The organism is Acinetobacter baylyi DSM 14961 = CIP 107474 (assembly GCF_000368685.1).
GTDB classification, from domain to species: Bacteria; Pseudomonadota; Gammaproteobacteria; order Pseudomonadales; family Moraxellaceae; genus Acinetobacter; species Acinetobacter baylyi.
Genome location: NZ_KB849625.1, coordinates 86,266 through 107,320, shown reverse-complemented (window position 1 = coordinate 107,320; position 21,055 = coordinate 86,266). Strand labels below are relative to the sequence as shown.

Sequence of the window (21,055 nt, the reverse complement as noted above, 5' to 3'; positions counted from 1 at the left end):
CTCTGGTTTATTTTAACGGTTTATTATTTATTTTGTATTTGGGCTGTGCATGATTTTTGCCCTGTATTAAAGGTTTTTATCTATTTATGACTACATTAAATATTCAAGCCATACAACAAGATTCATTAATCAAGTCGCTAAAAAATTACGAAGAAATTTTTTGGTTTCAGCCAGAACCCACGCCGATTGAGCAGGGATTAAAACGTACCAGTCTTACTCTTGCCGATATTCAGGATGCCGAAGCACGTTTAACACGATTTGCACCTTATCTGGAAAAAGTATTTCCTGAACTGAGAAGTACACAGGGCAAAATTGAGTCTGAGATTGTATCTATCCCAACAATGCAACATGACTGTAGCAAACGCTTTGCAATCGAACCAAATGGAACATGGTGGCTGAAAAAAGATAGTCATTTACCTATTTCTGGTTCAATTAAGGCGCGTGGTGGAATCTATGAGGTACTGGCTCATGCTGAAAAGTTGGCACTTAAAGCGGGTTTAGTTACATTGCAAGATAACTATTCACAACTCGATAGTGATCAGGCACGTCAATTTTTCTCAAATTATCAAATTGCAGTAGGATCAACTGGAAATTTGGGGTTATCGATTGGAATTATGAGTGCCAAACTAGGCTTTCGAGTGAGTGTGCATATGTCAGCAGATGCACGTCAGTGGAAAAAAGACAAGCTACGTTCACTGGGTGTCAATGTGGTTGAATATGCCAGTGATTATGGTGTTGCAGTAGAGCAGGGACGCAAAGCTGCAGAGTCAGATCCAAACTGCTTTTTCATTGATGATGAGAACTCGACCACTTTATTTTTAGGCTATGCTGTTGCTGGCTTACGTTTAAAACAGCAATTAATCGATCAGAATATTCAAGTTGATGCTGAGCATCCTTTATTTGTTTATTTACCTTGTGGAGTAGGCGGTGGCCCTGGTGGTGTGAGTTTTGGACTTAAACATGCCCTTGGTGAGCATGTACACTGTATTTTTGCCGAACCGACTCACTCACCTTGCATGCTGCTCGGGGTTTATACGGGTTTACATGATCAGATTTGTGTAGCAGATATTGGATTGGATAATGCTACCGCTGCCGATGGGCTTGCGGTGGGACGTGCTTCAGGTTTTGTTGGACGGGCTATGCAAGATCTGATTGATGGTTACTACACTATTTCAGATCAACACTTATTTGAGTTTATTCGCTTAATGGATCAAACCCAATCCATCCAACTTGAACCTTCTGCTGTGGCAGGGGTGTTGGGCATTTATCATGTCAATACAAATAAATCCTATCAACAGGCTTATCATTTAAATGCGATACAACTAAAAAATGCAACACATTTAATTTGGGCAACGGGTGGCGGTATGGTTCCGCCCAATGAAATGCAAAAATATTTAAAGCAGTGTGAATAATAAAAAGCCTGTGTAGCATACAGGCTTCTTAAAACTTATTTCTTAAACAGCGATGATAACTTCTCAAGAGGTAACTTGTCTGTTGCAAATCCATAGAGTGCTGCAAAAGGTAATGCTGTTCTGGCTACATAGGCCACACGCCATAATCCACCATGATTAGCACCTTCCATCATCAACTCTAATGGATGATCGAGTGGTGTTTCAGGGTTGGCAGCAGAAGCATCATTGCGAAGATCATGAATCCATAGAGCAGCCATAATTGCATTGGTGGTTTCTGGACGAAATGCTTCAACATCAAATAATTCGGCACCATTGAAGGCTGCTTTCAATAAGGGATTTTTGGTGACAGAATGTGTGGTGGTTGAGGGGGCAATATTGATACTCACACGTTGGCCCTGATGATGTGCCAGAGTTGCACGCCATTGTTGAATTCGTTTTGCCAAAGCATAGTTTGGACCTTGCTCGATCACTAAACAATCTGCGATACCATAGTCTTTGCCATTATTAGACCGAATGAGTTGTTGTCCATTGGTTTGAAAGAAATGCTGTAGAGAAAGCGTTTTAACACCTTGAGTCAGCCATTTTTGTACGTTAGAGCGATGTATGAACTTTTCATGACTGGCTTCCACGACTTCTTTCGGAATAGCGTAAACATCTGTTGGTGTGCACATAAACATTAAACTGCTATCAGGTTTCTTTTCGCTGACAATGCTCATAATGGTATCCATCGCCATGGATACACGAACATGCTTTTCACCATCCAGATATGCAATGGCTGCCAAGTCAAGCGATTGGCTAAACTGAGTCAGCCACTGTGCTACTTCTGGAAGTTGAGTCAGTAAATTAACACCCAATTTGTTTTTAAGTTCTGATGTATGTATAGATTCACTTACAATCTCTAGGCTTGGTGCAATTAAGGTTGCATTACCTTTTTGAATCGTATTGAGAATTTTCTCCCAAACCTTAGGATTGGGTAGATCTACCGCCACAATGTTCGCTTTCCATTTTGCCAACCATGTGAGAGGTCCAGCTTCCGAAGCGGCTCCAAATAGAACCGTGGTACGGTCAGAAAGATCAAACCATTCTGGGTGTTGGTTGACCAGTCTTAATGCTTGGGCATGACTTGGTTCAATGATGCCACGCGTTTCCCACGCTTCAATCTGATCCAGTAAGGCTTGTCCTTGAAGATTTTTGCCATGATAAGGCACATACCAAGTTGGAGCTTCGTTACTTTCTCCATGCAATTTGACAGTATGTAGTGGAGTAATGTTTGCAATGTTCATCACGTCTTTAAGCAGATATTTCACACCATCGCGATAAAATACAAAACTGTGGTGGGCTTTATGCAAACCTTGCTTGGCTATGGTAATCGCATGATTTGGACTACGTATACCATGTTCAACCAAAGCTTTAAAATATGCTGGATAACGTTTGCGCCAGTTCTTTTCGTTTAAGGATTGTTGAGAGACTTTATGATCTACAATTGACAATGCTTCAGAAATAATCGCTTTACCCGTGTGCGATGTACTGGGTTTTTGTGTTGTTTCATTCAGTGGAAATTGTAAACCGTCGAGTGAATTAGGCATGCAAAAAGTCTCACAATCCAATGTAATCATTTAGAGATATTGTCATTATCTATTCAAAATATCGACTTTGGGTGGCAAGAACTACCAAATTTGAAAGCAATCGTTAAATTTAATTTTAATAATGTGAAACAATTTATATTTTATGGTAACTCTGTAAACTTTGCACAAACAGAAAGAGCCTTACAGGCTCTTTAGTTGTCTAGTGACTTAAAAAGGTAATTGAGTCAGTTTATTTAAGAAATGTTGAATCAAACGAGGTTCCAATATAATAGTCATCACCACACCATAAGCCGCACCCCACAAATGGGCGCTGTGGTTAACGTTACTGTTACCGCGCTTACCAGACCAGATGCTATAAGCAACATAAAGCACCGCAAAAATGATTGCAGGAACTGGGATAAAAAAGACAAAAATTAATTTCCATGGTTCAAATAAAATATAGGCAAATAAAACTGCCGAAACTGCACCTGATGCACCTAGGCTTGCCCAGTGTGTGTCATTCTTATGTTGGAAATAGCTCGGTAAAATGGCAAAAATGAGGCCACCTAAATAAAATAGAACAAACCCGAGATCATAGAAAAACTGACGATAAAAGCTCTCGATAATACTGCCAAAAAAGAACAGGGTAATCATATTAAAGAGGAGGTGAGTCCCATCGGCATGAATAAAACCATGTGTAATAAAACGGTCATATTGCCCACGCTGCATAGCAGGCGGCCAAAAAATTAGACGATTCATAATATTCTGGTTGGAAAAGGCCAGTAATGACACGACGACCGTGATAATGATTAAAGTAATAGTATGGTTAATAGGTAAATGCAGCATAAGCACAATAATAAAAAGGATTCTTTGACTGTCATGATGCCATTAAATCGGCATAAAAAAATAGAATTTAAAACAAATCCGACAATTTTAGTTGATTTTTTTTAATTCCACCGCATCTTCAGTTAAGATAAGCACTTCAGCTTGAGGATTATTGTTATGTCGACTGAGAACACCAGCACTGCGGTAGCAGAAGAAATTCCAAATCTTTTAATTACACCATCTGCACAAGAGTATTTGGGTGATTTATTGGAAAAACAAAATACTCCAGGAATTGGCGTTCGTATCTTCGTTGAAAACCCAGGAACGCCACGTGCTGAGTGCTGTATGGCTTATAGTGCACCAGATGAAGTAAATCCAGCCGATTACAAACAGGAATATTCTGATTTTCCTGCCTACATCGATGCACCTTCAATTCCTTATTTGCTTGATGCAGTGATTGATTACAACAAAGACCGTTTTGGTGGTCAGCTTACTTTTCGTGCACCAAACTCGAAAGTACCACGTGTAGGGCCTGATGCTTCAATTGAAGAACGAATCACTTATATACTTCAGTCTGAAATCAATCCAGGCCTGGCAGGGCATGGCGGTAACTGTGCTTTAGTTGAAGTTCAAGATGATCCAGAAAATGGTTTAACGGCTGTGCTTAAGTTTGGTGGCGGCTGTCAGGGCTGTTCAGCGATTGATGTAACTTTAAAGCAAGGCGTTGAAACCACATTACGTCAACAGATTCCTGAACTTCAGCGTGTAGTAGATCAGACTGACCATACACAGGCTGAAGGTGCTTACTTTAAGTAAGTCAATTTAGTTTTAAAAAAAGCCTCTTTATTAAGAGGCTTTTTTTATTAGAAGATATTGATAATAATTCTCAATATTATTTGTAATTTAATTTATTTTTGTTAGAATTGCCACGAAATTTAAGATTCATTTAATATTTGTAACAAAGGGGAAATGAATGTATAAGCCGCTATTTCGTACAGTTTTATCAATAGCAATATTAAGTAGTATGTTTTCAGTCGCTTATGCAGAAGAAACTGAGCAAAAAGATACCCAAAAATTAGAAAAAATTATACTCACGGCGGAAGAACAGATTAAGCAATCCTTGGGAGTATCTGTGATCACTGCTGAAGATTTAGAACGTATTCCAGTGGTCAATGATATTTCAGAATATTTGCGAAAAATGCCTGGCGTAAATTTAACTGGAAATAGTTCAACGGGACAACGTGGGAATAATCGTCAGATTGATATTCGAGGTATGGGACCAGAAAATACTTTAATTTTAATTGATGGTAAACCTGTCACTTCACGTAACTCTGTACGTTATGGTTGGAGAGGAGAGCGAGATACTCGAGGCGATTCAAATTGGGTACCAGCCGATGCAATCGAATCTATTGAGGTAATTCGGGGGCCAGCCGCTGCACGTTATGGTAATGGTGCAATGGGTGGAGTTGTAAATATAAAAACCAAGAAAGTTACCAATGAAGCTCATGGCACATTAGAGTTGTATACGAATCAGCCTGAAAATAGTAAAGAAGGCGATACAAACCGTGTCAGTCTGAACTTAAGCGGTCCACTGATTAAAGATATCCTCTCTTACCGAATCTATGGCAATTTTAATAAAACAAAAAACGATGCCGTAGATATTAATCCTCTTATTCCAAGTTCAGGGTATCGGGCCGCAGGACGTGAAGGCTTTGAAAATAAAGATCTAAATGCACGTTTTGCATGGCAGTCAACAGATAACCAAACGATCTTGTTTGATTTAGGATCGAGTCGCCAAGGCAACTTATATGCGGGTGATTCTCAAAATAGTAATCTGGACCCTACTGCAAATGCGATTTTATCGGAATTAATTGACAAGGAAACCAATACAATCTGGAAAGATAGTTACGCGATTACGCATGAAGGAAAATGGCAATGGGGAGACAGCCGCGTTATTGCACAATTTGATCGAACTAAAAATAAACGTTTTGCCGAAGGTACAGCAGGTGCAGCAGAAGGGCGAATCAATAATTTGGATAATCGTACAACTTCAACGCTTGATACTATTCGTTTAAATGGTGAAGTTAATATTCCATTAGATATCTATGTGCCCCAGAATTTGACGCTAGGTACAGAATGGGTGGAGGATCACTTTAAAGATCCAGGTAATACAACTCAAGGTACAGGTTCATATGCAGATTCATTGACCAGTGGAGATCGTAGCAAAATGAACTCTCGCATCGCTTCTGCCTATATTGAAGATAACTTGAAAATCACAGATTCTACAGATTTTGTAATGGGTCTAAGATTCGATGATCATAGTAAATCAGGATCAAATTGGAGTCCCAGTTTAAATATTACGCAACGTTTAGGTGACTATTTCACTTTAAAAGGTGGAATTGCTAGAGCTTATAAGGCACCGAACCTTTATCAAAATGCTTCAGGCTATCTACTTGCAACCAATGGTAATGGTTGTCCAATTGGTTTAACTCAATGCGTATTACAGGGCAATGACAATTTAAAACCAGAGACATCAGTAAATAAAGAAATAGGGATTCAGTTTCAAAAAGACATCGTCAATGCAAGCTTAGCCTGGTTCCGTAATGATTATAAAGATAAAATCAGTTCTGGTAATGAAGTTACTCAGCAAGTAACAATTGGGGGCATCACATATAACGTTTTACAGTGGACCAATATTCCAAAGGCGCTCGTTCAAGGGGTAGAAGGAAATATTAGTCTGGATTGGGGTAATATTAGCTGGACGAATAATCTGACATATATGGTAGATTCTGTTGATAAACAGACTGGTAACCCGCTGTCTGTTATTCCAAAATATACGATTAACTCGATTCTGAATTATCAAATTACGGATAAAACAGATGTGAACTTTGTCTATACAATGTATGGCCGTCAAAAACCACGTCAATATGTAGAAACAAATCTAGAGAATAGCCGGGGTATTGCTACTCAAAGCATCAGGAGTTATAGCATTGCGGGAATTAACCTAGGTTATAAATTTACTGATCATATGAGTGGTCGAGTAGGTATTAGCAATATTTTTGATGAAGATAAATTACGTGATCTTTCGGTCAGCCAAACTTATAATGAACCTGGTCGTGCGTATTATGCCAGCTTAAAATATCAGTTTTAAGTACTTTTAAAAAGCCGTTTAACTTCATTAGATATTCCAAATATCGTGAGGTCAAATTACAAAGGCGGCTTTTTGTATTCAAATATATTTATCATATTGCGCTACAAAATTTATTTTAAGTAAAAATAACTTAATAGTATTTTTTATAATCTTAATAATGAGAATTATTTTTAATACTATTTTAATTTTTATTTTTTTGATAAAATTGTAAAAATAAGTTAAACCTAATTTATCGTCGAAAACGAGAGTAAATAATGTCCAAACGGATTACACGTACAGCATTGTCTTTAGCTATTTTAACCAGCATATTTCATGCAACTTATGCTGCAGAAGAAAGTAAAACCCCCAATAATAATGTTGAAAATACCACCAAGTTGCAGACAATAGTGGTTACTGCTGCTGGTTATGAACAAAATGTAAAAGATGCAGCAGCATCGATTAGTGTGATTAGCCGCGATGATATTGAAAAGAAAAATGCAACCAACGTTGCAGATTTACTCACAGATATTCCAGGTGTTGATGTTAGAAATGGAACAGGTAAAACAGGCAATCTTGAAGTAGAAATGCGAGGGATGGGTGCGCAATATACGCTTATTTTGATTGATGGTAAGCGTCAAAATACCAATACTGATATTGCACCAAATGGGTTTGGATCTGGATTACGTTCATTTTTACCACCTTTAGCGAGTATTGAACGTATCGAAGTTATTCGAGGTCCAATGTCTACGATGTATGGATCAGATGCAATGGGTGGAGTGATTAATATCATTACCAAAAAGGTATCGAATGAGTGGCATGGTAATTTGACAGTTTCAGGTAATGTCACTGAAAGTAATAAGGAAGCCAATTCATTAACTACCAGTTTTGCGCTAAATGGTCCTCTGGTCAATGATAAGTTAGGTATACAACTACGTGGCAGTTACATGGATCGGGGAACAGCCGATCGTGTGGATGAAAGTAGTAATTTACGAGATCCTAGACCAAATAAAGCACATAACTATGATGTAGGCGCAAAACTGACTTATAAATTAGATAATAAAAATTCGTTTTGGATCGATGGCTTTACAGCCGATCAAATCTACAAAAATATCAATAATGTTCTTGGGACTAAAGATACTGATACAACAGTTAACTCTTATAGCCAATCTGGTGAGATGGAGTATCTTCGTAATCAAGTGTCGATTGGTCATGATGGTGATTATGATTTTGGTAAATGGTCTACTTATGTATTACAAAATAATACTCAAGTTAAAGGGAGAACATTACCAAGTACTTATATTCCAGTTGAATTACGTGGTGCTGAAAGAAGATTAAAAAATGACGATTTTCTGGCACATACTGATATTACAAGCCAATTAGGGATGCATAAAGTTACTGGTGGCATCGAATACCAAAAATCTGAAACAACAGATACATTACGTAATCAAAATCCAAAATTAGAAACCGAATCTACAGCAATTTTTATAGAAGATGAATGGCGGTTGTTTAATCCTTTAGCCTTTACCTTTGGTGGGCGTTATGAAGATCATTCTGGTTTTGGTGGACATTTTAGTCCACGAGGATATTTGGTTTGGACACCCTCAGATACATTAACGATTAAAGGTGGTGTAAGTACAGGATATAAGGTGCCAACTGCTGCACAATTATATGATGGCGTAACAGGTGTAAGTGTTATTTCTTATAATGGTGTAAGTCTAGGTCAAGGTTCTGGCTTAACGATTGGAACACCTGGATTAAAACCTGAGGAATCGAAAAACTATGAATTAGGTGTTAATTTTGATAATGGTGAGAATTTTGAAGTTAGTGTTACAGGATATTTAAACAAGATTAAAAACCTAATTTCTTCTGATGGATATGTATATAGTTGCACTTTCATTGATTCACCAAATCGCTCAGGTTGTATTACAGTTGCTGGTGCTTCAATTTATCAAGATACTTTTTCTCAATCAATGAATGCGAATTCTGCAGAAACGAAAGGTGTAGAGGTTGCATTAAAGTATAAGATTATTCCAGAGTGGGATATTAAAACTGCATATACATGGGCGGATACCGAAGTAACGTCGGGAACAAATGACGGTTTTGCTTATACTATGTTGCCCAAACATGCTATAAATACTACTTCAACTTGGCATATTAATGATGCCATAGATGTTTACCTGCAGCATGAATATAAATCCAGTCGTAAACGTTTTGCTTCTGTACCAACAGGAACGAATGCGACAGCAAGAAATAATCTTGAAATCTATAATATGACAGATAACAAGTTTAAGGCTTATAACTTATTTAATTTAGGTACAAGCTACCGTTACAGTGATCATATGCGTATAAATTTCGCGGTAAATAATTTGCTTGATAAAGATTTTACCAAAATTATTGGAAAAACAGCGACCTCACAAACAACAGTCTATGAATATATTGCCATGGGCTCAACCAATGATGGAACGTATATTTCTGGACGTAATTATTGGTTGTCATTGTCTTATGACTTTTAAAATCTTTAGGTTCTGTTAAAAAAAAAGATCCGCAATTCAGATATTGCGGATCTTTTTTTTAATATTTACTTTAATATTTGCTGAATTTGCTCTGAATAATAAAATTTTTCCAAATAAAGTCGAGCACGTTCACGTAAATATTTAGATTGAATCATTTCCTGAATAATTGGATTAAGCAGTTGGGTCAACTCATTTTGAATCAAATTTTCATCAATATTCAGGTCGTGTAATAATAAATCAAAAGAACGCTCCTGATTTCGAGCATACCAGGCATAGACGCCATCATGAACTTGTTGTTTCAAATAATCTGTCTGACGAATGTGTTCCCAGATTTCATGACCAAGCTCAACAGTTTTAGGCAAATCATTGACTTCAACATAACGACGCAACACATTTAAAGGTTGAAGCTTAATTTTATGCCAAAGATTAGCTTGAAAATGATAAAGCTTTTCTTCGCTAAAATGCTGATTGAGTACAGTTTCACTCAGCTGACTGAGCTTGATGATATTTTTCTGCAAATAGTTGTTTACCGTATCATCAAGGTTAGAGTCTGTCACAGACTCAAGCACAGACTTGCCCATCTTCATAAAGCGCCCCACACCTGGCACCTTCTTTGCCATAAGTGAATTATCCATATAATCCTGTATGGCATGCTGAATCAGTTGTGTCACCATGGCAGAAAAAGCGGGATTAGTCGTCACTTGCTTAATAAGTGCCTGACGATGTTCGGCTTTACTCGCAACGTATTGTGCAATTTGGTCAATGGTCAATACAGGAATGACATCCTCAATCTTGGTCTGATCATTAATAGGATGAATTAGGGCAAAACGGATATGCTCAGCAATTTGTTCGATTAGGAAAGCGCTGGCAGGAGTGTCTAGAATTTGTTTTTGAATGAGCTGATAAATTTGCTCAAAGGTCCAGATATTTTTTAGTTGCTGTTGTTTGAGCCAATGATAAAACGCATTAAATTCATCATGAATTGTATCAGGCATTGAAAATTCTTGCGCTAAAAATTCAAGGTGTGCTTCGATGAGCTGCTCGATAACAGGATGTTTTTGCATAGTGGTCTGGTCACGCTTGAGTTAGCTTAATACTAAAAGATACAGCAGATATTTGAAATGACTATGAACGTGGAGAATCGCAAATGATTTAACATTGATTGAAGAATACAGAATAAACAAAAAATAATAAAATTTAAAATAAATCATTAAGCTAAACAAAACTGGTGAAAATATTGTCGGCCAACATATTCAAGAGAAGAGTTGAGTTTTTGTCAGTGACTTTCCGATGTGAGCTGATTAAACTAAATCAAACTTTTTGTTGGATGGTAGAATAAATGTTAACGGCACAAGAAGCGTTGGATCGTCTAAAAGCTGGCAACCAAAGATTTGTAAAAGGGGATACTACCCATCCACGGCTTTTGTCGCATCAGGAGCGTGCTGAAATGGCAGAAGCTCAAAATCCTTTTGCGATTATTTTAGGCTGTTCAGACTCGCGTGTACCTGCTGAGCAGGTATTTGACCAAGGACTGGGTGATTTATTTGTCATTCGTGTTGCAGGTAATATCGTTGCGCCATCTCAGGTAGGTAGTGTTGAGTTCGCAGCAGAACGTTATGATTGCGCAGTTGTTGTGGTGCTCGGTCACAGTCATTGTGGTGCAATACAAGCAACTGTAGATACTTTGCTTGACCCAGAAAATCCACCTTCAGATAATTTGATGTCGATTGTGAATCGTGTACGACCATCGGTTGAAATCCTGTTGCAAACCGATCTCAAACATGACCACAAAAAATTATGCATGCATGCGGTACGTTCTAATGTTTTTGCTTCGGTTAATCAATTAAGACATGGATCTGCTGTACTGGAAAGCCTGATTGCAAAAGGCAAAATGATTGTGGTGGGTGCTGAGTACTCACTCGAAACAGGAGAAGTCAATTTTTTTGATTTCTAAGTCCTGATATGCTGTCATGCAATTGGACTAAAGGCGCTTTATAAAGCGCCTTTAATATATGGGTATGCGTTATTTAGCAAGATTGACTGGGCTTTGGCATTTGGATGGATCTGGTCATTTTGCATTAGACTTTTGTGTCCAGCCACACCATCAAGAAAAAATGGCAACAACTTAACCTGATATGTTTGACTCACTACCTTATAATTATTTTCAAATGCCTGACTATAGGCAGTGCCATAATTTGGTGGTATTTTCATTCCAAACACCACGACTTTAGATTTTGCCTTTTGGCTGTGCTGGATTAATTTTTCCAGATTACTTTGAATCATTTGAGGCGGTTGTCCTCTTAATGCATCATTACCACCAAGCTCAATGACCACCACATTAGGTCGATAAGTAGTAAGTAGTTTGGGTAAACGAGCTAAAGCACCACTGGTGGTTTCCCCACTTACACTGGCATTAATGACTTTATGCTGCTTGGGAAATTGTTGATCCAGACGTTTTTGTAATAAAGCGACCCAGCCCTGTTCGGGGTTAATGCCATAACCCGCACTCAGACTGTCGCCTAAGATAAGAATGGTTTTTGCCGAAACTGTAAAAGGTATTACGCTAAATGAACCAATCAAGAACCATTTTGCCCATTTCCCGTCTAAAAACATGTTATACAGTTGCATAGTAGATTGTCGAAGTTTTCACCAAAGGGGATATTTACCATCATGCCACAACCAATGATCGCTGCCCATCAAGTCACACAATCGGTGCAATTTAATAACAAAGTTTTAACGATTTTACATGATATTGATCTCGAGATTTTTGCAGGCGAGCAGGTGGCAATCACAGGACGTTCTGGTTCTGGTAAATCGACTTTGCTGGGGGTTTTGGCGACATTGGATCGTCCAACCTCTGGCGAGTTATGGGTGTGTGGGCAAGCAGTACATACATTAACTGAAGAACAACGTGCTCAGATCAGGCTTGCCAATATCGGATTTGTCTTTCAATCTTTTCAACTCTTACCTCATCTAAGCGCATTGGAAAACGTAATGTTACCAATGCGATTGCAGCCAAATTTTAATTATAAAGTTGCCGAGAAAAAAGCACGTTCATGGCTGTCTCGTGTTGGTTTGGAGCGACAAATTGAACAAACGCCAAAAGTTCTTTCAGGGGGAGAACAGCAACGAGTTGCAATTGCACGTGCCCTGATTGCAGAACCAAAACTCATATTCGCAGATGAACCAACGGGAAATCTGGATGGACAAACCGCCCAAGAAATTGAAAATTTATTATTTGATTTAAATCGTGAGCTGGGCACCACTTTAATATTGGTTACGCACGATCTTAAACTTGCGCAACAATGCCAGCGTCATTTCCATCTGGAAGATGGTCAGTTGAGTCAAGATATCAATCAACTGGAGCAAGTATGAGTTCAATCCTGAAACCATTATTATTGCAAAGTTTTCGTACGGGTGGCTTATATCTACTCATTATTGCGCTATCACTGGCGATCAGTGCGACAACAGCATTGAAGTTTAGTAATGATCAGGTCAAGCAGGCAGTCAGCTTACAGGCAGCAGAAATGTTGGCAGCCGATTTGGTTTTATCTGATCAAGAGCCAATTGCTCAGCAATGGACAGCACAGGCACAGCAAGACGGATTACAGCAGTCCAAAGTCACTTTATTCAGCTCTATGGCGCGCACCGATCAAAATTTTGTGATGGTTAATGTCAAAGCAATAGATCATAAATTTCCGTTAAGAGGGGATTTGAAAATTGATCCTGTACAGCAAACGCTGCGTCGTGGAGAGGTTTGGCTAAGCCCTCGTGCCAGAGATCTACTGAAAGTGAAATTAAATGACTTGGTGTTTATTGCAGATGGTCAATTTAAATTTACAGGGTTGATTCAGCATGATTCCAATCAGGAACTTGGATTTTCGGGTTTTTCACCCACGGTCATGATCAATCAGCAGGATGTGGCAAAAACCAATGCGATTCAGACTGGCAGCCGTATCGAATATCGTCTGTTAATGGCTGGGAATCCAGAACAAACAAAAACGTTTTCGCAGCAATTTAAGCATCTTCAGCAGCCGAATAGTGACAATGAAAGTTCTGAAAATCAGGCGACATTGCGGTTAAGAGACGCGACTCAAAACAACGCTCGTTTGATGAAGCCGATTGAGAATCTGGATACTTTTCTTCAACTCGCCAATATTTTAACCATCTTGCTATGTGGAATTGCAATTGCGCTGACCAGTCAACGCTATGTGCAGCAAAACCAAGATCATATCGCTTTAATCCGTTGTCTTGGCGCGAGCAAATGGCAAATCTTGCGTGCCTATATCGGACTACTGAGTATCGTAAGCCTGATTTCGATTGGTACGGGAACGCTCATTGGAATTGGGCTGGGGTATGGATTATTACAGCTCATGCTCCAGTTAATGCCTCAATTAAATATTGGTTTTTCGGCTATGCATCTGATTGCTGGGCCTTTACCAATCGCTATTTTTACCAGTGTCGTGGTGTTATTTGGTTTTATTTTACCAAGTGTGTGGGAGTTACTAAATACACCGCCAATCCGTGTGATCAGGCAAGAAATACGCTCCAAGCGTTCATTGAGTTTAACGTTTTTGGCAGGTATATCCAGTCTGATTATTTTTAGCTTGATCCTGAGTGAAAATATCCCATTGAGTGGCATGATGCTGGCTGCAATTTTACTGTTGAGTCTGTTGCTCTATGGCATCGTGTGGAGTTTACTTAAATTTCTAAAAACACTCCGAAATCGTTTATCAGCTTATGTACGTTTACCACACCAAACTGCGCTTCAGATTACCGCACTGGCATTGGGAATTAGCTTAATTACAGTATTGAGTGTACTTCGGGTAGATTTACTGGAGCGTTGGCAGCAACAGTTACCTGAAGGAACACCGAACCAGTTTGTTTACGGTTTACCGCCTTTTGAAATGCCACAGCTCAAGCAACAACTTAAGCAAAATGAGTGGAAAAGTACGCCACTCTATCCCAATATTCGTGGTCGCCTGATTGCCAAAAATGATCAGCCTTTTACAGCTGATCAGATTAAACAGAATAATGCCTTGCGCCGTGAGTTAAATCTCACGCAAGCACAAAGTTTTCCTGAAGATAACCAGATCATTACTGGTATTACACGATTTAATCAGGTCAATCAAGTTTCGGTGGAGTCTAAGCTGGCTCAAGAGCTTGGCATCAAGATTGGAGATCAATTGACATTTCAGCTTCCAGAAGGTCCTTTGTCTGCCAGAGTAGTTAATTTAAGAACAGTGGAATGGGAAAGCTTTAGTCCCAATTTTTTCTTTATTTTCTCACCCTCTACCATGGATGAAAATGCAGGAAGTTATCTGGGAAGCTTCTATGTCCCACTTCAAGATAAAACAAAACTAATCGCGGTGATTCAACAATTTTCCAATACAGTATTTATCGATGTCAGCTTAATTTTGGATGAAGTGAAACGTTTGGTTGGAGTATTGGTTCAGATTATTACGATACTGGCAGTCTTGGTGGGGGTGTCAGGAGTATTGGTACTCATTGCTTGTCTGAATTTGCTGATGGATGAGCGTCGACGTGAAGTCGCTTTATTACGCTCATTTGGGATCTCGAAACGCAAACTGAAAAATATGCTCATGTTTGAAGTTGGCTTGATCGGATTACTGTCAGGTGTTGTGGCTTGTTTGTTTGCCGAGGTGATCAGTGCAATTGCAAGTTATAAGATGAATATTGCTATTCAATGGCATATCGAGATCTGGCTGATTCTTCCAGTATTAATGATGTTAATTTGTGCAATGATTGGTCGCTACCGATTAAGTTATTTGTGTGACATTCCACCTTTGCAAAGTTTAAGGGAACTTAACCAGTCATCATAATAAGTATCAGCTTGGATGGCGTTAGCGTCCAAGCTGCTGACTCATTTGTGACAAAATCATTTGCCAAAATGGGGTAATCGGTGGAAGTAAGCTAATGCAATATTGATAAAAAACAACACAAACAAGACTACCGCTCACTAGCCCTATTAAGTTTCCTAGCATTTGCGCCTTCATTTTTTGAAATAAATACCAGATAAATACCAGAAATGCGCCCATGATCATGCCACCGATATGTGCAGAATTATTAATGCCAATGGTCATAAATCCGAATGCCAGATTGATCCCCATCACAATCAACAATGCTTTCTTATCTAAAATAAAGCGCTGTAAAGGTAATGGCGGAAAAAAAGCAAGAATGGTAAGTGCGCCGCCAAGCCCCATCACTGCCCCTGAAGCTCCTGCTGCAATATGTGGGATGAGCGACGACTGACTTCCCGCAATGGAATTGAAATGGTTCAGCAGTTCATAGCTGTCCTGAATACTCATATAACCACTGAGTAAGCTTCCCATTAAACCTGCTAAAAAATATAAGCCTATGAAGTAAAAACGTCCCAATATTTGCTCAGCAAGACTTCCAAAAATATATAAAGCCCACATGTTGAGTGCCAAATGTACAAACCCAAAATGGAAAAACATGCTGGTGATGAGGCGTTGCGGCTGTTCCAGATAGGTAAGGGGTGCAAAATCAGCTCCCCAGCGAATTGCATCCGCAGGTGCCGGATTACTGGCATCTACCCCATGCAAAATTTGCCAGACAAATAAACCTACATTAATAGCAATCAGCATGGCGGTCATCCACCATGCGTGAAGATCAAGTTTACGATTTATCTGCGGAGGTGTAAGTTCAGACATGCTATGCTTTTGTTATACATGGATAAGATTTCGATTAGCTTAGCATGAATTATCAATATTTCTGGAGAAACAAACTGGCATGAAAAGATTTATTGTTCGCGCAGTGTTAATTCTTGTCAGTTTTGTGCTGTTAATACAATTATGGATTTTTTGTAGTCTGGCGTGGTGGAGAACACACCCTGTAGAAACGACCATGTTTATGCGTTTAGATTACTGGTCTGACTCTTCTAAACCCATTCAACAGCAATGGCGAGATTATGACGAAATTAGTGATAATTTTAAAAAGGCTGTGGTGGCAGCCGAAGATGGCAAATTTGTTCATCATCATGGTTTTGACTGGGAAGGAATTCAATACGCTTTAGAAAAGAATGAAAAGTCAGGTGAAGTCGTAAATGGTGGATCTACAATTTCCCAGCAGCTTGCCAAAAACTTGTTTTTATATAATCAACGATCATTGATTCGAAAGGGACAAGAAGCGATAGCCACTTGGATGATGGAGCGCATGTGGTCTAAGCAGCGTATTTTGGAAGTTTATATGAACTCTGTTCAATTTGGTGATCATCTCTATGGGGTAGAAGCAGCTTCACATTACTATTTTCATCGGAGCGCGCAAAACTTAACACGTGATCAGGCTGCATTTCTGGCTGCACTTTTACCCAATCCAAAATATTATCAAGAAAACCGTAATGATCCACGCTTTAAATTTAAGAAGCGCTTTACTCTAAAATATATGCGTTATAGTGAGATTCCGTAAAAAGATAAACTTTGGATAAAAAACATAAAAAAACACGTTTAAGGGGTGTTTTTTTATGTAATTGAAATAATTTTGAAGCATACTAATTACAGAATTTTGCATCATAGGATAGGGTTAGCGCATGAATACTGCGATGACAACACCACCAGTAGAATACACTTATAATGATCGATACATTAATCGTGAACTTTCTATTTTAGATTTCCATTTACGTGTTTTGGAACAAGCGGTTGATCCTTTGCATCCATTATTGGAGCGCATGAATTTTCTATTAATCTTTTCTCGTAATCTGGATGAATTCTTTGAAATTCGTGTGGCAGGCGTTTTGGAGCAATTGGATTTAGGTAATGAGAGCCGCAGTCCAGATGGTTTGACACCGAAACAGGTGCTTGAGCAAATTTCCAAGACGGCACATGCAGCGATTGAGCGTCAATATCGTATTTTAAATGAAGAGATATTGCCAAAATTGCGTGAAGAAGATATTTGCTTTTTACGTCGTGGTGAATTAACACCAGCACAGTCATCTTGGGTGAAAAAATACTTTCAAGAGCAGGTTGCACCTGTATTAACCCCGATTAGTCTGGATCCTGCGCATCCGTTCCCTCGCTTAGTCAATAAAAGTCTCAATTTTGTGATTACGCTTGAAGGTAAAGATGCATTTGGTCGACAGATTGATCTGGCTGTTGTACCTGCACCTCGTTCGTTACCACGTGTGGTTCGTTTACCTGATGAGCTTACGGGTGGAAAAGAGCATCATGTGATGCTGTCTGCAATCATTCATGAACATGTTTCAGATCTGTTTCCGGGCATGACCGCAACGGGGTGCTATCAATTTCGTGTAACACGTAATGCAGATCTTGCATTAAATGAAGATGTAGAAGATTTGGCAAAAGCCTTGAAAGGCGAGTTGAGCTCACGCCGTTTTGGACGTGCTGTACGTCTGGAAGTGACTGAAAACTGTCCAAAACATATTTATGAATATCTGCTTGATGAATTTGATCTTGATGAAGAACAGCTTTATAAGGTTGAAGGGCCTGTCAATCTGGCTCGCTTATTGTCAAACTTCAAGCGTCCGCATTTACGTTACGACTCACATACGCCTGTTATTCCAAAAATCCTGAAAAAATCAGAAAATATTTTTGCGGCAATGCAAAAGCAGGACATCTTGCTGCATCATCCATTTGAATCATTTGCACCTGTCATTAATCTCTTGCGTGAAGCTGCACGTGATCCGCAAGTGCTGGCAATCAAACAAACGCTGTATCGCAGTGGTCCAGATTCCGAGATTGTTCAGATTCTTGCTGAAGCCGCGCGTAATGGTAAAGAAGTGACCGCAGTGATTGAGCTACGTGCCCGTTTTGATGAAGAATCCAATATTGCAGTTGCCAATGTGCTTCAGGAAGCGGGGGCTGTGGTGGTATATGGGATTGTAGGCTATAAAACCCATGCCAAAATGATTATGGTTGTGCGCCGAGAAAACAATAAACTGGTGCGTTATGTACATTTGGGTACGGGTAATTACCATGCAGGAAATGCCAGAATCTATACCGATTATGGTCTGTTAACGACCGACAAAGAACTATGTGAAGATGTGCACCGTATCTTTCAAGAACTGACAGGTATGGGCAAAATGGCAAAACTTAAAAAGTTATTGCATGCGCCATTTACCTTACATGCGCAGTTGCTCAATTTCATTGATGATGAAATTGCCAATGTCAAAGCAGGAAAGCCTGCGCATATTATTGTAAAAGTCAACGCACTCACCGAATTGCAATTGATCAATAAACTATATGAAGCCTCTCAGGCTGGCGTACAAATTGATCTGATTATTCGTTCAATTTGTTGTTTACGTCCAGGTTTGCCAGGGCTTTCAGAAAATATCCGTGTTCGTTCGATTGTGGGGCGCTTTCTTGAGCATACGCGTGTTTATTATTTTAGTAATAATGGTGACGCACGAATTTATTGCTCAAGTGCAGACTGGATGGATCGTAATCTATTCAATCGTGTTGAAGCATGTTTTCCGATTGAAGATTCAGCTTTGAAAAAACGCATTTACCAACAAGGTTTGTTAAATTATTTACAAGATAATCAGCAAGCATGGTTATTGCAAAGTGATGGAACATGGGTAAGAGTGGAATCTACTGAAGGCGAAACCGCACACAATGCGCAGCAAACTTTGCTGTCTATCTTTGCCTAATACCAAAATAATATGACAAAAAAAGGAGTCTTTAAAGACTCCTTTTTTCATTCTGAACATAAAATTTAATCAATGTAGACTTAATGCAAAGTTGCTGTAATTCGTTTTAAGATATCTAAAATCACATCAAATTCACTTTGCAGCGGGGTACTCTTTCTGGTAATCAGGGCAAGTGTACGGCTTGGTGCATTCTCAATTTCTTTAACCAGTAAATCATCATTGAATTTGAGCATATGTGTATTGATTGCAATTTCTGGCAATAGCGTAAAACCGAGATTTGATGATACCATTTCGACCAGTGTGGGCAAAGAGCTGGCTTTTAAACGATTGTCATTTTTGCGTTCACCGATAGGACAAGCACTTAAAGCATGATCTCGTAAGCAGTGGCCTTCTTCGAGCAACATCAGACGAGACAAATCCAGATCATCTAAAGAGTGTGCATTTACCGAATGTTTGTCATGCTTATTGCAGACCAGATACAAATTCTCTTTGGCAATGTCGGCAACTTTCAAACCACGTGTATCGAAAGGCAAAGCCAATACGACCATATCCAAATTACCATGCTCTAGGCGCTCAACGATTTTTTCGCTTTGTGCTTCGTGCAAATGTAGCTGGATCTTGGGAAGTTGTTTGTGTACTTCATCAAGCAACTGGGTCAGGATGAAAGGTGCAATCGTTGGAATAATGCCTAAATGAAGATCACCTGTCAGTGGTTCACTCATTTCCCGACTGAGCCGCATTAAATCTTGCGCATCTGCCAGTAGGACACGGGCGCGAGCTACCACTTGTTCCCCAAGAGGCGTTAAGCGTACATTTTGACGATCGCGTTCGACCAGTACGCCGCCAAGCAAACGTTCCAATTCCATGATACCGCCAGACAATGTCGATTGAGTGACAAATGAACGGCGTGCTGCTTCTGTAAAGTGCAATGTTTCCGACAGCGTAACTAAATATGACAGCTGTCTTAAGGAGGGTAATGCAGCCATAATGTCCTAGTGCTTATGATCTAAAGTGATGAGCAAAGAGATAACTAAGTTGGGGAATAAAATGTGGTGGAATATCATGTCCCATTCCCTGAATTAATTCAAACTTAGCACCTTTAATTGCTTTCGCAACTGCCTTACCATGACTTGGAGGAAGTAAACGGTCTCTCGAACCATGGATCACCAATGTTGGTTGAGAAATCTGTTTGTCCAGTTGTAGTAAGGACCCCGTACATAATATTGCTAAAAACTGTTGAAGTACACCCGCAGGGTGATAACTTCGTTGATACAGTTTACGTGCAGTCTGTATTGCTTCGACCTGATTCACATAACCTGGTGAACCAATGATCTCAAATAATTTTAGACTGTGGTTAATGATACCATCTTCATCGCTTGATTTGGGTTTTCCAATCAAACTAAACAGTTGTTTAGGGAAAGGTGGCGGAAGGAGCGGCTGATTATTACTGGTAAACATCAATGCCAGTTTTTCAACTTTCTCTGGATATTTTGCTGCAATAATCTGCGCAATCATGCCACCCATTGAAGCACCAATCACATTGACTTTTTTAATCCGCATCGCTTCAAGTAAAAGCGAAACGTCTTCTGCCATATCATAAAGTGTGTAAGGTGCACCCTGATTGCCCAATCCCAGCGTAAAACGGCTCATCAGCTTTAAGGTATTTAAGCGTTTGCCTTTGTGGCGAATTTTGGATGACAATCCAATGTCACGATTGTCAAATCGGATCACATAAAAGCCCTGATCAATTAATGATTTACAGAAAAAATCAGGCCAGAATAACATTTGGGCACCCAAACCCATAATCAGAAGAATAGTGGGATGATCGGGATTTCCGCCCACTTCGACGTGTAGCTCTAATCCGTTGCTTAGCTTTACCTTAGTTTCATGCATAAATGAAGTATAAGGTGAAGAGCTAAATTGCAAAGCGCTATTCATTTTATGATCCGTTCCTAAAAAGGACA

The 21,055-nt window shown here is 39.3% G+C and carries 16 protein-coding genes; 9 read left to right on the top strand and 7 right to left on the bottom strand.

Going from position 1 to position 21,055, the window contains the following annotated elements:
• Nucleotides 1–86: 86 nt before the first annotated feature.
• A complete protein-coding gene (locus F952_RS02490) occupies nucleotides 87–1,412 on the top strand; it encodes a D-serine ammonia-lyase (RefSeq protein ID WP_004921695.1) in 1,326 nt (441 codons plus the stop codon).
• 35 nt (nucleotides 1,413–1,447) lie between these two features.
• Here F952_RS02490 and F952_RS02485 read toward each other — a convergent pair whose 3' ends face one another.
• Complete coding sequence (locus F952_RS02485; protein ID WP_004921694.1) at nucleotides 1,448–2,998, bottom strand: hypothetical protein; 1,551 nt, start codon at nucleotides 2,996–2,998, stop codon at nucleotides 1,448–1,450.
• A gap of 207 nt (nucleotides 2,999–3,205) precedes the next feature.
• The gene (locus F952_RS02480) at nucleotides 3,206–3,823 is read right to left on the bottom strand and encodes a rhomboid family intramembrane serine protease (RefSeq protein ID WP_004921691.1); all 618 of its coding nucleotides are present in this window, start codon (nucleotides 3,821–3,823) and stop codon (nucleotides 3,206–3,208) included.
• A 156-nt stretch (nucleotides 3,824–3,979) separates the two neighbouring features.
• Between F952_RS02480 and nfuA the strand changes: the two genes are divergently transcribed.
• The 3 genes from nfuA to F952_RS02465 all read left to right on the top strand — a co-directional run bounded on the left by nfuA (nucleotide 3,980) and on the right by F952_RS02465 (nucleotide 9,445).
• The gene (gene nfuA, locus F952_RS02475; RefSeq protein WP_004921688.1) at nucleotides 3,980–4,618 is read left to right on the top strand and encodes a Fe-S biogenesis protein NfuA; all 639 of its coding nucleotides are present in this window, start codon (nucleotides 3,980–3,982) and stop codon (nucleotides 4,616–4,618) included.
• Nucleotides 4,619–4,775: 157 nt separating this feature from the next.
• Nucleotides 4,776–6,953, top strand: a complete 2,178-nt coding sequence (locus F952_RS02470) for a TonB-dependent siderophore receptor (protein ID WP_004921682.1) — start codon at nucleotides 4,776–4,778, stop codon at nucleotides 6,951–6,953.
• 254 nt (nucleotides 6,954–7,207) lie between these two features.
• The gene (locus F952_RS02465) at nucleotides 7,208–9,445 is read left to right on the top strand and encodes a TonB-dependent receptor domain-containing protein (protein ID WP_004921679.1); all 2,238 of its coding nucleotides are present in this window, start codon (nucleotides 7,208–7,210) and stop codon (nucleotides 9,443–9,445) included.
• Between the two features lie 65 nt (nucleotides 9,446–9,510).
• On the opposite strand, the gene F952_RS02460 is transcribed toward F952_RS02465, so the two are convergent.
• Entirely contained in the window at nucleotides 9,511–10,509 is a 999-nt protein-coding gene (locus F952_RS02460) for a hypothetical protein (RefSeq protein ID WP_004921675.1), read from the bottom strand.
• 275 nt (nucleotides 10,510–10,784) lie between these two features.
• Here F952_RS02460 and F952_RS02455 point away from each other — a divergent pair, with 275 nt between their 5' ends.
• Nucleotides 10,785–11,399, top strand: coding sequence for a carbonic anhydrase (locus tag F952_RS02455; protein ID WP_004921672.1), 615 nt, complete (start codon nucleotides 10,785–10,787; stop codon nucleotides 11,397–11,399).
• A 38-nt stretch (nucleotides 11,400–11,437) separates the two neighbouring features.
• Here F952_RS02455 and F952_RS02450 read toward each other — a convergent pair whose 3' ends face one another.
• Nucleotides 11,438–12,073, bottom strand: a complete 636-nt coding sequence (locus F952_RS02450; RefSeq protein WP_004921669.1) for an arylesterase — start codon at nucleotides 12,071–12,073, stop codon at nucleotides 11,438–11,440.
• Between the two features lie 42 nt (nucleotides 12,074–12,115).
• Here F952_RS02450 and F952_RS02445 point away from each other — a divergent pair, with 42 nt between their 5' ends.
• Nucleotides 12,116–12,820 carry an ABC transporter ATP-binding protein gene (locus tag F952_RS02445; RefSeq protein ID WP_004921665.1) on the top strand — a complete coding sequence of 235 codons (705 nt, stop codon included), beginning with the start codon at nucleotides 12,116–12,118 and terminating at the stop codon, nucleotides 12,818–12,820.
• Complete coding sequence (locus tag F952_RS02440) at nucleotides 12,817–15,288, top strand: ABC transporter permease (RefSeq protein WP_004921662.1); 2,472 nt, start codon at nucleotides 12,817–12,819, stop codon at nucleotides 15,286–15,288. The genes F952_RS02445 and F952_RS02440 overlap by 4 nt, the downstream gene beginning before the upstream one ends.
• A gap of 21 nt (nucleotides 15,289–15,309) precedes the next feature.
• Here F952_RS02440 and F952_RS02435 read toward each other — a convergent pair whose 3' ends face one another.
• Nucleotides 15,310–16,140, bottom strand: a complete 831-nt coding sequence (locus F952_RS02435) for a rhomboid family intramembrane serine protease (RefSeq protein ID WP_011182211.1) — start codon at nucleotides 16,138–16,140, stop codon at nucleotides 15,310–15,312.
• Between the two features lie 79 nt (nucleotides 16,141–16,219).
• Between F952_RS02435 and mtgA the strand changes: the two genes are divergently transcribed.
• On the top strand, nucleotides 16,220–16,894 hold the full coding sequence (gene mtgA / locus F952_RS02430; RefSeq protein WP_004921655.1) for a monofunctional biosynthetic peptidoglycan transglycosylase: 675 nt from the start codon (nucleotides 16,220–16,222) through the stop codon (nucleotides 16,892–16,894).
• A gap of 121 nt (nucleotides 16,895–17,015) precedes the next feature.
• Nucleotides 17,016–19,091, top strand: a complete 2,076-nt coding sequence (gene ppk1, locus F952_RS02425; protein ID WP_004921650.1) for a polyphosphate kinase 1 — start codon at nucleotides 17,016–17,018, stop codon at nucleotides 19,089–19,091.
• A gap of 80 nt (nucleotides 19,092–19,171) precedes the next feature.
• On the opposite strand, the gene oxyR is transcribed toward ppk1, so the two are convergent.
• Together oxyR and estB are read right to left on the bottom strand one after the other, a co-directional pair.
• Nucleotides 19,172–20,077: a LysR family transcriptional regulator OxyR gene (gene oxyR, locus F952_RS02420; RefSeq protein WP_004921647.1), complete on the bottom strand. Its 906-nt coding sequence runs from the start codon at nucleotides 20,075–20,077 to the stop codon at nucleotides 19,172–19,174.
• 13 nt (nucleotides 20,078–20,090) lie between these two features.
• A complete protein-coding gene (gene estB, locus F952_RS02415; RefSeq protein WP_004921646.1) occupies nucleotides 20,091–21,029 on the bottom strand; it encodes an esterase EstB in 939 nt (312 codons plus the stop codon).
• Nucleotides 21,030–21,055 lie beyond the last annotated feature (26 nt).

Excerpts from the sequence above, each read along its gene's own strand:
- F952_RS02455 (WP_004921672.1), top strand. The coding sequence starts at position 10,785 with ATGTTAACGGCACAAGAAGCGTTGGATCGTCTAAAAGCTGGCAACCAA.
- F952_RS02490 (WP_004921695.1), top strand. The coding sequence starts at position 87 with ATGACTACATTAAATATTCAAGCCATACAACAAGATTCATTAATCAAG.
- oxyR (WP_004921647.1), bottom strand. The coding sequence starts at position 20,077 with ATGGCTGCATTACCCTCCTTAAGACAGCTGTCATATTTAGTTACGCTG.
- estB (WP_004921646.1), bottom strand. The coding sequence starts at position 21,029 with ATGAATAGCGCTTTGCAATTTAGCTCTTCACCTTATACTTCATTTATG.
- F952_RS02450 (WP_004921669.1), bottom strand. The coding sequence starts at position 12,073 with ATGCAACTGTATAACATGTTTTTAGACGGGAAATGGGCAAAATGGTTC.
- F952_RS02465 (WP_004921679.1), top strand. The coding sequence starts at position 7,208 with ATGTCCAAACGGATTACACGTACAGCATTGTCTTTAGCTATTTTAACC.
- F952_RS02470 (WP_004921682.1), top strand. The coding sequence starts at position 4,776 with ATGTATAAGCCGCTATTTCGTACAGTTTTATCAATAGCAATATTAAGT.
- mtgA (WP_004921655.1), top strand. The coding sequence starts at position 16,220 with ATGAAAAGATTTATTGTTCGCGCAGTGTTAATTCTTGTCAGTTTTGTG.
- nfuA (WP_004921688.1), top strand. The coding sequence starts at position 3,980 with ATGTCGACTGAGAACACCAGCACTGCGGTAGCAGAAGAAATTCCAAAT.
- ppk1 (WP_004921650.1), top strand. The coding sequence starts at position 17,016 with ATGAATACTGCGATGACAACACCACCAGTAGAATACACTTATAATGAT.
- F952_RS02480 (WP_004921691.1), bottom strand. The coding sequence starts at position 3,823 with ATGCTGCATTTACCTATTAACCATACTATTACTTTAATCATTATCACG.
- F952_RS02445 (WP_004921665.1), top strand. The coding sequence starts at position 12,116 with ATGCCACAACCAATGATCGCTGCCCATCAAGTCACACAATCGGTGCAA.
- F952_RS02460 (WP_004921675.1), bottom strand. The coding sequence starts at position 10,509 with ATGCAAAAACATCCTGTTATCGAGCAGCTCATCGAAGCACACCTTGAA.
- F952_RS02485 (WP_004921694.1), bottom strand. The coding sequence starts at position 2,998 with ATGCCTAATTCACTCGACGGTTTACAATTTCCACTGAATGAAACAACA.
- F952_RS02440 (WP_004921662.1), top strand. The coding sequence starts at position 12,817 with ATGAGTTCAATCCTGAAACCATTATTATTGCAAAGTTTTCGTACGGGT.
- F952_RS02435 (WP_011182211.1), bottom strand. The coding sequence starts at position 16,140 with ATGTCTGAACTTACACCTCCGCAGATAAATCGTAAACTTGATCTTCAC.